The sequence below is a fragment of the Promicromonospora sp. NPDC060271 genome (genome assembly GCF_042726755.1).
Classification (GTDB): Bacteria; Actinomycetota; Actinomycetes; order Actinomycetales; family Cellulomonadaceae; genus Promicromonospora.
The window spans coordinates 1-10,548 of sequence record NZ_JBHXBG010000184.1; the positions used below are offsets into that span (position 1 = coordinate 1).

The 10,548-nt window shown below is 73.4% G+C and carries 9 protein-coding genes; 2 read left to right on the forward strand and 7 right to left on the reverse strand.

All coding sequences use genetic code 11. The features are described 5' to 3' along the window. Positions 1-50: 50 nt before the first annotated feature. The 7 genes from ACFWE2_RS21720 to ACFWE2_RS21750 all read right to left on the reverse strand — a co-directional run bounded on the left by ACFWE2_RS21720 (position 51) and on the right by ACFWE2_RS21750 (position 8,447). Entirely contained in the window at positions 51-1,373 is a 1,323-nt protein-coding gene (locus tag ACFWE2_RS21720) for an alginate lyase family protein (RefSeq protein WP_377226288.1), read from the reverse strand. After that, positions 1,373-2,704 carry a ricin-type beta-trefoil lectin domain protein gene (locus ACFWE2_RS21725; protein ID WP_377226289.1) on the reverse strand — a complete coding sequence of 444 codons (1,332 nt, stop codon included), beginning with the start codon at positions 2,702-2,704 and terminating at the stop codon, positions 1,373-1,375. The genes ACFWE2_RS21720 and ACFWE2_RS21725 overlap by 1 nt, the downstream gene beginning before the upstream one ends. 101 nt (positions 2,705-2,805) lie before the next feature. Continuing rightward, a complete protein-coding gene (locus ACFWE2_RS21730) occupies positions 2,806-4,527 on the reverse strand; it encodes an ABC-F family ATP-binding cassette domain-containing protein (RefSeq protein ID WP_377226290.1) in 1,722 nt (573 codons plus the stop codon). Between the two features lie 240 nt (positions 4,528-4,767). Beyond that, the gene (locus ACFWE2_RS21735; protein ID WP_377226291.1) at positions 4,768-5,286 is read right to left on the reverse strand and encodes a DoxX family protein; all 519 of its coding nucleotides are present in this window, start codon (positions 5,284-5,286) and stop codon (positions 4,768-4,770) included. A 106-nt stretch (positions 5,287-5,392) separates the two neighbouring features. Further along, positions 5,393-6,334, reverse strand: a complete 942-nt coding sequence (locus ACFWE2_RS21740) for an ABC transporter permease subunit (protein WP_377226292.1) — start codon at positions 6,332-6,334, stop codon at positions 5,393-5,395. Then, positions 6,331-7,347, reverse strand: coding sequence for an ABC transporter ATP-binding protein (locus ACFWE2_RS21745; protein WP_377226293.1), 1,017 nt, complete (start codon positions 7,345-7,347; stop codon positions 6,331-6,333). The genes ACFWE2_RS21740 and ACFWE2_RS21745 overlap by 4 nt, the downstream gene beginning before the upstream one ends. Continuing rightward, positions 7,344-8,447 (reverse strand): outer membrane lipoprotein carrier protein LolA, encoded by a 1,104-nt coding sequence (locus ACFWE2_RS21750; RefSeq protein WP_377226294.1) that lies wholly within the window; start codon positions 8,445-8,447, stop codon positions 7,344-7,346. The genes ACFWE2_RS21745 and ACFWE2_RS21750 overlap by 4 nt, the downstream gene beginning before the upstream one ends. Positions 8,448-8,610: 163 nt before the next feature. Between ACFWE2_RS21750 and ACFWE2_RS21755 the strand changes: the two genes are divergently transcribed. After that, positions 8,611-9,294, forward strand: coding sequence for a response regulator transcription factor (locus tag ACFWE2_RS21755; protein WP_377226295.1), 684 nt, complete (start codon positions 8,611-8,613; stop codon positions 9,292-9,294). Between the two features lie 50 nt (positions 9,295-9,344). Then, positions 9,345-10,548, forward strand: a 1,204-nt coding sequence (locus ACFWE2_RS21760) for a sensor histidine kinase (protein ID WP_377226296.1), incomplete at its 3' end; no start/stop codon positions are given.

Sequence of the window (10,548 nt, forward strand, 5' to 3'; positions counted from 1 at the left end):
TTGTGGGACAGAGGCCGTCTGTCCCACAAATAGCCCGCACTCAACGGGGGTCAGCCGAGCACGCGCGGGTTGTCCGCGTGCGTCAGGGTCTCCCAGGCCACGAACAGGTTGTTCGTGCCCTGCGGCCGCATCGACTCGGTCAGGGCCTGGGTGTTCGTCATGCCGTGCCCCTGCCGGTTGTGCAGCGCGTTGAAGCCGACCTCGGTGATCGGGCCGAGGCCGAGGTGCACCGAACCGCCGCAGAGCCACGACGGGACGGCGGCGCCGCGCTGGTAGGTGGAGTGGAACCCGAGCCCGTGCCGCAGCCGCTCCCCCACCTGCGGGTACAGGTCGTCACCCTGGATGGCGGCGGTCTCCGCGACGTGCGAGATCGCCGAGAGCCCGTAACCGGTGTGCGTGAAGTCCCGGCAGGTCTCCTGCGCGAGGCCGTTGACCAGCGTGCGCTGGTTGTGCCAGAACGCGAAGATCTGGTCGGGCGTGTCCCGGCCCGTGCCGGGCACGGTGCGCGGCACCGACCCGTCGGAGGTCAGGTAGATGAACGCGGGCACCCGCACGAGGAACCGCTGCCTCGCCGACGCGTACGCGTTCCGGTCGTCGAGGAAGACGGCGATGCCGACGGCGGCCTCCATCATCGACAGCTCCCAGTTGCCGTTGCTGCGGGAGCCGTTGATCACCTCCGGCAGGTACACGTCGCGCAGCATCGTCTCGAACCGGTCGACGTCGGCCGCCGCCCAGCCCGCGCCCGTGTACCGGATGATCTCAGCGGCCCGCGGCCACACCGAGCCCGCCCACGCCGTCTGCAGCGGGGCGTTCGAGTTGGTGTGGTCCCGGATCACGGGCGACCACGCGTTCATGATCGCGATCGACTTCTGGGCGTACCGCGCGTCGCCGGTGACCGACCAGGCGAGCGCGTGCGTGTACGCCGCGATGGCGTCCTCCCGCTCGTCGGTGCACCCGTAGTTGGGGTTGGAGTACGACCCGCACTCGACGACCGCCCGTGGATGCGGCGTGTACGACAGCGACGCGTAGCGGCTGCCCATCATCGCGTCGTACGCCCGCCGCCACGGCTGCGCGCCGGCCTGTACCTGCTGACGCACGAAGTCGAGCTGCGACCGGCTGACGTGCACCCCCGGGTGGGTGAACGTGGTGGGCACGTCCGCCGGGACGGCGGCGGGTCCGCCGTCGGGCACGGCCGCCTGCCCGACGACGGCGGGGGCGCCCGCCGTCGTCGTCCCGCCGGCAGCGCTGCCGGCAGCCACGCTGACGGCCCCGCTGGCCGTCCCCGCCGTCGACAGCAGCATGCCGACGGCCACCGCGACGCTCACGCCGACGCTGACCAGCGCCCCCGCCGCCCCGTGCGGTCCGGGGCGCATCAGAACCCCGCCGTGATGCGCGTGAACTCGAACCCCGGCTGGTCCCGGTTGACCGACCAGAACGCCAGCCGCGTCAGGCCGTTGTTCCGCGCGTAGTCGCGGATCTGCGTCCAGGCGGCGGCCGTGGTGATCTCGCCCTGGTCGGAGCTCCCGTTCATGCCCGAGATGCCCATGTGCGCGTACGCCTGGGCGTCCGTCCAGCCGTTGGCCGCCTTGAGCTGGTTCTTCAGCCCTTCCGCCGCGTTGATCGTGTCCTGCGCGATGTTCGAGGAGCCGAAGTTGAACGGCATGATCGTGTAGTTGTCGATCGGGACGCCGAGCTGCGCGGCCCGGTTGATCAGCCGGGTGCCCGCACCCTCCGGGCCGCTACGGCCGGTGCCGATCGTGACGGCGATCTTCACGTTGGGGTTGTTCTGCTTGACGATGATCAGGCCCTGGAGGATGCGGTCCTGGACCGTGTAGTTCTCGAACTCGTCGGAGTTCTCGATGTCGAAGTCGACGACGTGCGGCTGGTGCGCGTTGATGACCTGCTGCACGGCTCCCGCGTAGGCGGCGGGCGTCGAGCAGTTCGGGCCCAGCTTGTTGCCCGACCAGCCACCGAACGAGATCTGCACCTGGCCGCCTGCGGCCTTGATCGCGTTGATGGTCTGCTGGTCGACGCCGCCGGTGAGCGGACGGCTGCCGTCCCAGGCGGCGTTGCAGCCACCGGACGACAGGATGAACGCCATGGTGAACGCCCGCACGCCCGTCTGGCTCATGACCGACGTCGCGCTCGGCGGGTTGCCCCAGCCCAGGTAGAGGTAGGGCGCCGCCGGCATCTTGGCCGGGTTGGGCTGCGGGTTGCCGCCGGTCGGGAGCGTCCAGCGCTGGTTGGCGGCCCCGGCGGTGCAGTCCCAGAGCTGCAGGGGTGTGCCGTCGGCCGAGCTGGGCCCGGTCGCGTCCAGGCACTTGCCGAGCGCGCGCAGGGTGCCGTCGCCGCCTGCCGTCCACCGCTGTGCGGCGGTGCCGTTGCAGTCCCAGAGCTGGACGCGGGTCCCGTTCGCGGAGCTCCCGCCCGCCGCGTCGAGACACTTGCCGAGCGCGCGGACCGTGCCGTCGGCGCGCACGTCCCAGCTCTGCGCGTTCGTGCCGTTGCAGCCGTAGAGCTGGACCTGTGTGCCGTTCGCGCTGTTGGCCGCCGCGACGTCGACGCACTTGCCGCCGTAGCCGGTGATGGCACCCGTGGCCGCCTGTGCGGGCAGCGCGCCGGCGCCGAGCGTCAGCGCGGTGACGAGTGCCATGGACAGAACCGCGAGGCCACCGAACACACGGCGCCGTAGACGTGCTTGCATGGTCGTCCTCCTTGATACTTTCAAGCTTGTAAGTAAGGAGAACTTACGACTTCTTTGACACCCGCAACATCAGGGCTTCCCCGTACACCGCCCACACCGCGCTACCGACGCACCTCCGTCAAGTTGCCCTCCGCGTCCAGGCGGATCTCCGCGTCCAGGTCCAGCCGGTCCAGGAACGTCTTGTCGTGGCTCACCACCAGCAGCGCACCCCGGTACGCCGACAGCGCGTCGACGAGCTGGTCCGTGCTCGCGATGTCGAGGTTGTTCGTCGGCTCGTCCAGCATCAGCAGCTCCGCCGGCGGGTCGGCCAGGAGCAGGCTGGCGAGCGCCACCCGGAACCGTTCACCACCCGACAGCGTCGCGACCGGCCGGTCGACCGCCGCACCCCGCACCAGGAACCGCGCCAGACGGTTGCGCAGCTCCCCCGGCGGCACGTGCGGCGCCCCTGCCCGCACGGCCTCCAGCACGGCCACGTCCTCGGGCAGCACATCCACCCGCTGCGGCAGATACGCGACCCGTCCAGTCAACACCTCACCCCCCGCCCCACCTCGTTGAGTGCTGGGTATTTGTCGATCGACATCGGTTTCAGCACGCAAATACCCAGCACTCAACGAGGCCGTGGGGTTGAGGAGGTGCTCCAGGAGGGTCGTCTTGCCGGAGCCGTTCGGGCCTGTGAGGGCTATGCGCTCCGGGCCCTGGATCACCAGCTCCCGGCCGTCCGCGCCGCGAAGCACCGCCAGCCGGCGGCCCGCCGGGACACCCGGGTCCGGCAGGTCGACGGAGATCCGGTCGTCGTCCCGCACCGCCCGCTCCGCCTGGTCCACCGCCGCCCGGGCCGCGTCCACCTTGTCGTCGAGCATCCCGCGGCGCGAGCCGGCCGACTTCTCCGCACTGTTGCGGCGGTTGTTGATCACCGCCTTCACGTACTTGCTGTTCGCGGCGTCCTTGCGGCCCTTGCGCTCGCTGTGCGCAATCCGCTCCTCGGCCTCGATGCGCTGCCGCTTCTCACGGCGCAGCGTCTGCTCGGCCGCCCGCAACGTCTGCGCGGCGGCCTCCTGCTGCACCTCCAGCCAGGCCCGGTACTCCGAGTACGGGCCGCCGAACGTCGTCAGCGACCCGGCCCGCAGCTCGGCCGTGTCGTCCATCAGCTCCAGCAGGGCCAGGTCGTGCGAGACGACGACGAGCGCGCCCCGCCAGCCCCGCACGAGCTCGTAGAGGCGCTCGCGGGCGCCGCCGTCGAGGTTGTTGGTCGGCTCGTCGAGCAGGGCGACGGCGGCGCTCCCGTTCGACTGCCGCAGGCGGACGCCGGTGATCGCGGTGAGCATCGTCTCGCCGCCCGAGAGCGTCACGACCGAGCGGTCCAGGCCGGTGGGCAGCCCGGTGGCCGAGAGCAGGGCGACGGCGCGCTCCTCGATGTCCCAGTCGTCGCCGACGACGTCGAAGTGGGCCGGATCGACGTCACCCGACTCGATGGCGCGCACCGCGCGCACGACCGGCGAGATGCCGAGCAGGTCCGCGACCGTCGCACGGCCCCCGGGTCCGCGCGAGATGCCGGAGCGCAGCGAGGGGATCTCGTGGGGCGAGGCGTCCAGCGTGATCCGCTGCGGCAGGTAGTCGGCGGTCCCGCTCAGGGTGACCCTGCCCGACGTCGGGGTCAGGAGCCCCGCGACCAGGCGCAGCAGGGTGGACTTTCCCGCCCCGTTGAGGCCGGTCAGGCCCGTGCGGCCGCGGCCGAAGGAGCCGGAGACGTGGTCGAGCGCGACGGTGCCGTCGGGCCAGGCGAAAGTGACGTCGTGCAGCACGACGGAAGGGTTGGACAACATGGAAGGACTCCCGGGTGGTGGCTGGTGCCGACGCCGGGATGCCGCGACAGAGGTGCGGCGGGACAGGCGTCAGCGCGAGGTGGTCTCGTACCGGGAGATGCCTGTCATCACAGTCCTTCGGGTCGCTCCCTCACACCGCGGACCGCCCGCAGGAGCAGAGAAAGCCTGCCACGGCCCCACGCCGGGGCGCAACGTGATTCACGGCGCCGTTGCCGCGCGCCACGGTGCGCCCCGACGAGCTCAGCGTCCGGTCAGGACGGCCCAGCGGATGCGCTCGCTGCGCAGGAACAGCGCGGCCCAGACGCCGACGGCGTACAGGACGGGCGTGAGCGTGTGCGTCAACGAGTCCTCCAGCCGGATGTGGGCGGCCACGGCGCCGCCCAGGTAGGCGGTCAGCAGCAGTCCGCCCAGGAACGCGGTCCACGGCACGACGTAGAGCACGACGGCCGCGGCCTGCAGCACCCCGATCAGCAGGACCGCGGACGCCGGGTACCCGATGGCCTCGAACATGCCGACGGACCGCTCGGACTCGGTGAGCTGCCCGTACGCACCCTGGCCGAGGTTCACGGCGATCACGAGCGTGATCAGCCAGCCGAGCACGGGGGCGGCCCGTCCCGCGAACGCCCACCAGCCGCTCGCTCCGCGAGCGCCGGTGGCGGGTTCGGTGTCTCGTGCCGGAGGCCGCGCGGCGGCCTGGGCTGCTGGGCGTGGTGCGGTGGATCTGACGGACTCGGTGGGGCCTGGAGCATCGATCGTCATGTCGTGGTCTCCGTCTCGTGCGGCGTCAGCGGCGCGGTCGAGGGAAACGTAGGACGCGGGGATCGCCGCGGAATACGGCGCTAAACGTTTAGTACGCCGAACCCGCTCACCCGTCCCTGGTCGTGAGCCGGGCGTAGGCCAGCGAGACACCGATCACGAGGTAGCACCCCGCCCGGAACGCTCCCTCGGCCAGGCCGTCGAACGAGACCGGGTCGCGGATCAGGTCGACCAGGGCGGCGAGCGACGACGGCAGCAGGTACGGGTGCAGCCAGTCCAGCGCGGAGATCTGCAGCAGCACGACGGACACGATCAGCCCGCCGAGCACGCCGACCACCACCACCATCGGGTGCTCGGTGGACGCCGAGATCGCGAGTGCCACGGCTCCGACCGCCATGAGGTAGAGCGTCGCCCACGCGACGGCGACGCCCAGCCGCCACAGCACGTCGGCGATCGACAGCCCGGTTCCGGACATCGACACCAGCCCGTCGGTTCCCGCGAGGACCAGCCCTGTGACGAGGCCGGACGCGACGACGATGCCGGCGGCGACCAGCGCGACGACGAGCACGCCCACCGCCTTGACCAGCAGCAGGCGGCCGCGGGAGACGGGGGCGAGCAGCCAGCCGCGCAGCGTGCCGTTGGACTGCTCGCCGGCCAGCGCGTCGCCGCTCGCCATCGCCACGGTGAGCGGCAGCATGAGCATCAGCAGCGTCATGAGCGAACCGAGCGGCAGCACGAAAGCGCTGATGGCCATGGTCACGAAGATCGGCGGGCCGCCGTCCGACGCGCCGGAGCCAGCGCCCACCGGGCCGGCGTCGACGGGGGCGCCGCCGCCGTCGAGCGTCAGGTCGACGGCGATGCCGGTGATCACCGGGAGCGCCGCGAGCAGGGCCAGCACGACGAGCGTGCGCGGACGCCGGAAGATCCACCGCACCTCGGCGCGCAGCAGGCGCCCGAGCGGGGCGCGCCGCCTGCCGACCGGCAGCCCCGCCACGACGGCGCCCGGCGCAGCCGCCGGGCCGGGTGCCGTCGACGTGGTCTCGGCGGTCATCGCGCCACCTCCGGCTCGTCCGCGTCCAGCTCGCCGACGAGCTCGCCGACGTCGTGCGTGAGCCGGGCGAAGGCCTCCTCCAGGCCGGTGCGCTCGCGCCGGGCCTCGTCCACGCGCGCGCCGCCGCGGACCAGCGTCTCGATCACCGTCGCCGGCTGGGTCGTCGTGAGGTCCACGCGGACGCCGCCCGGCGCGAGCCGGGCGGGGATCCGGTGGTCCCGCAGGGTGTCCACCGCCGCCGCGCCGTCGGGGGTGGCCACGAGCAGGGTGGGGCTGCCGGACTCCAGCAGGTCGTCCAGCGCACCCTGCGCGACCACCACCCCGGCGTTGAGCACCACCACGTGGGTGCACGTGGCCTCGACCTCGGCCAGGAGGTGCGACGACACGAGCACCGTCACACCGCGGTCGTGCAGCTCGGCGATGATCCGGCGGACCTCCTGCGTGCCCGCCGGGTCCAGCCCGTTGGTCGGTTCGTCCAGGACGACCAGCCTGCGCGGCGCGAGCAGGGCCGAGGCGAGCCCGAGGCGCTGCTTCATGCCCAGCGAGTACGCACGGTACTTCTTCCGGGCCGCTCCCCCGAGACCCACGCGCTCCAGGGCCGTCGACACCGCGCGGTCCAAATCACCGCGGGTCAGCAGCGGCTCGGCGGCGGCGAACCGCAGCAGGTTCTCCCTGCCGGACAGGAAGGGGTGGAACCCCGGACCCTCCACCAGGGCTCCGACGTGCGGGAGCACCTGGTCGGCCGACCCGGGCACCGGTACGCCCAGCAGCTCGATCTCGCCCTCGGTCGGCTGGACCAGGCCGAGCAGCATCCGGATGGTCGTCGTCTTGCCGGAGCCGTTGGGCCCGAGCATCCCGACCACCGCACCCTCCGGGACCTCCAGGTCGACGCCGTCCACGGCGACCGTGCCGCGGTAGACCTTGCGCAGCCCCCTGGTGCGGGCCGCGAGCGCGGCGCCGGGGCCGCTCACGGGCTCCGGCACCGTCACGTCGGCGGTGTGCGCCTGCGTCACTGCCGGGCCGGGTCGTCGAACGAGTCGAGGGCGTCGACGAGCACCTGCCGCGGCACCGCGCCGGCCGCGATCCGGCCGTCGTCGGTCAGGACGACGCCGCCGACGGCGACCTGCACGTGCGTCCCGGAGCCGAACTCGCCGGACACCGGCGTGCCGATCTGCCGCAGCATCCCGCCGAGGTCCTGGCCGGCGCGCGGACCGCTCTCGGAGGAGCCGGCGGACGGCGCCTCGGCGGGCACCTCGCCGATCACCACGGTGTCCCAGCCGTCGCCGACCGTCGTCGTGCGCTGCTCGACGGCGTCCTCGCCCCCTGCGTCGCGGAGCGCGCCCGCCGCGTCGTCCGCCTCGGTGGTCTCGACCTTCGCGCCCTCCGGCGGCGTGAACTCGAACAGGTCCGCGTCCTGCGCGCCGAGCTCCAGCTCGACGAAGCCGAGCGACAGGACGGGATCGGACGTGCCGTTCGCGAAGACGTCGAACCGCAGCGGGATCCGGGTCTCCGCGTCGATCGCCACGGTGATCTCCCGCAGCAGCGTCTTCTCGGCCGGCTTGGGCGTCAGCACCAGCTCGTAGGCCGCGCGGTCGGCGACCTTCGCGGTGCCGTCCACGAAGATGTCGCTGGTCGGGCGGAGGCGCTCGATGATCTCGGCCGCTGCCTGCGACGGGTCCGCCAGCTCGGACTCCGCGTGCCCGCGCGCTGCCTCGGCGTCGGCCGCGTCCCAGGTGAGGCCCTTGGCCGTGCGCTCTTGCGAGTCGTAGGCCCACGCCTCCCGGGCGTTCTTGACGAACGTCAGCTCGGACGCCTGCCGCTCGACCTGGACCCGGGCACCCTCCGCGCCGTCGTGGAACACGCGCACGGTCTCGAAGTCGAGCGCCTCGGTCCCGGGCACTGCGGGCAGCCCGAGCTCGTTCTTCAGCTCGGCCACGCCCGCCAACGCCGGCGCCTCGGCCGCGAGCGCCGAGGCGACCAGCTCCTCCGCGCCGATCTCCGGCAGCACCGGCTCGTCGTCCGCGCCGGCGGGCAGGGCGCTCAGCGCGAGGCCGGCGAGCCCCACCGTGATTCCCGATCCCGCGGCGACCAGTGCCTTCGTCCGTGGCCTCATGTCCGGCTCCTTCGCTCTTCGACCAGTGTGCGCCACCGGCGTGCGCTGTCGATACCGTCAACGATGCCCCCTGCCCGCTGAGACCTCCCTCAGGGAGCGGTCGCCTGTGGTGACCTCGTGCGGGGGGCTCCGGAAGGGCGTGCGATACGGCATGCTGGCAGGCATGAGGCCGCAGATCCTCGTGGTCGACGACGAGCCGGGCGTCCGCAAGGCGCTCGACCGCGGCCTGCGCGCCGAGGGCATGGACGTCACGGTCGCCGCGGACGGGCCGTCGGCGCTACGGCTGGCTCGCACCGGGTCGTACGACGCGATCCTGCTGGACATCATGCTTCCCGGTCTGTCCGGGTACCGCGTGCTGGAGGAGCTGCGGTCCGACGGCGTGGCGACGCCCGTGCTGCTCGTGTCGGCGAAGGACGGCGAGGTGGACCAGGCCGACGGCCTGGACCTGGGGGCCGACGGCTACGTGGTCAAGCCGTTCTCGTTCGTGGTGCTCCTCGCCCAGCTCCGCGCCACCCTGCGCCGGGCGGCGTCCGGGTCCGTGCGGGACCCGATCCGGCTCGGGGCGCTGACGATCGACCGCAAGGCGCGCACGGCGCGGTACGAGGACGTCGACGTCCCCCTGAGCCCGCGCGAGTACGCGCTGCTGGAGGCGCTGGCCCTGCGGGCAGGGACGGTGCGGACCAAGGACGAGCTGCTGCACGAGGTGTGGGGCGACGAGTGGGCGGCGACCAGGAACGTCGTGGAGGTGTACGTCGGCTACCTGCGCCGCAAGCTGTCCGCCGCTGGCGCCGACGGCCTGCTCCGGACCGTGCGGGGGCGCGGGTACCAGCTCGGCGAGCCACTCTAGTGCCGGCATCAGGGCAGGCGACGCCCGGTGGGCGCTGGGCTGGCGCGTCGTTGCGCCTGCGGATCACCGCCCTCGTCACGGCGGTCACGCTGGCCTGCCTGCTCGGCCTGGCGACCGCCGCCGGCCGGGGCCTGGGGCCGCTGCTGACGGAGGCGGTGGACGACGAGCTCCAGGAGGCGCTGAGCGGGGCCGCGCGCGCCGTCGCCGCGGGCGGCGCACCCGTGGCGCCCGACGGCCTGGCGGTCCGCGTCCTGGACACCGCGGGCGGCCCCGTCGACGACGGCGCACCGCCGGCCCTCACGCGCGACGAGGTGCGCGGCCTGAAGGCCGGCACGCCGACCACCGCGGACGGCCGGGGACCGGTCCGCTGGCACGGCACCGTCGTCACGGTCCCGGACGGCAGCCAGCGGCTCGTCGTCGTCGGGGCCGGGCTCGTGGGGCAGCGCGCCGCCGAGGCCGCGGGCAGCCGGTGGCTGCTGGTGACGGCGCTCGTCGGGACGGCCGTCGCCGGGGTGGCCATCTGGTTCGCCGTCGGGTCGGCGCTGCGCCCGGTCGCGCGGATGCGCCGGTCCGTCCGTGGCCTCGCCCCCGGTGAGCGCGTCGCGGTGCCCGACGCCGCGGCCGGCGAGCTGCGCGCCCTGGCCGACGACTTCAACGCCCTGCTGGACCAGCAGGACGCCACCGCGGAACGCCTGCGGCGGTTCACCGGCGACGCCGCGCACGAGCTGCGGTCCCCCGTCGCGTCCATCCGCCTGCAGTCGGAGGTCGCGGTGGCCAACCCCGACCCGGGGCTCTCGCACGAGGTGCACGCCGACGTCCTCGCCGACGCCGAGCGGCTCTCCGCGCTGCTCGACGGGCTGCTGGCGCTGGCCCGATCGGACGCCGGCGAGCTCCCGCCGTCCGAGACTGTCGACCTGGTGGGCGAGGCGCGCGCGGCGGTCGAACGCGCCGGGGAGCAGCCCGTGCGGATGGTGGTCAACGCCATGAGCGGCCAGGCCTGGGCGGCGGCCGCGCACACCGAGGTCGAGGTCGTCCTCGACAACCTGCTGCGCAACGCCTGCCGGTACACCCGGACCCACGTGGTGGTGTCGGTGCTCGCGAGCCGGTCCGCCGTCCGCGTGCTGGTCGACGACGACGGGCCGGGTGTCCGCCCGGAGCACCGGTCGAAGATCTTCGACCGCTTCTACCGGGTCTCCGACGACCGCGCCCGCGCCTCCGGCGGCGCCGGGCTCGGCCTGGCGCTGGTCGCCGAGC

What these genes read in the sequence shown, in the direction of transcription:
- ACFWE2_RS21720 (WP_377226288.1), bottom strand. Translation starts at nt 1,373, where the DNA reads ATGCGCCCCGGACCGCACGGGGCGGCGGGGGCGCTGGTCAGCGTCGGC.
- ACFWE2_RS21730 (WP_377226290.1), bottom strand. Translation starts at nt 4,527, where the DNA reads ATGTTGTCCAACCCTTCCGTCGTGCTGCACGACGTCACTTTCGCCTGG.
- ACFWE2_RS21755 (WP_377226295.1), top strand. Translation starts at nt 8,611, where the DNA reads ATGAGGCCGCAGATCCTCGTGGTCGACGACGAGCCGGGCGTCCGCAAG.
- ACFWE2_RS21750 (WP_377226294.1), bottom strand. Translation starts at nt 8,447, where the DNA reads ATGAGGCCACGGACGAAGGCACTGGTCGCCGCGGGATCGGGAATCACG.
- ACFWE2_RS21725 (WP_377226289.1), bottom strand. Translation starts at nt 2,704, where the DNA reads ATGCAAGCACGTCTACGGCGCCGTGTGTTCGGTGGCCTCGCGGTTCTG.
- ACFWE2_RS21740 (WP_377226292.1), bottom strand. Translation starts at nt 6,334, where the DNA reads ATGACCGCCGAGACCACGTCGACGGCACCCGGCCCGGCGGCTGCGCCG.
- ACFWE2_RS21735 (WP_377226291.1), bottom strand. Translation starts at nt 5,286, where the DNA reads ATGACGATCGATGCTCCAGGCCCCACCGAGTCCGTCAGATCCACCGCA.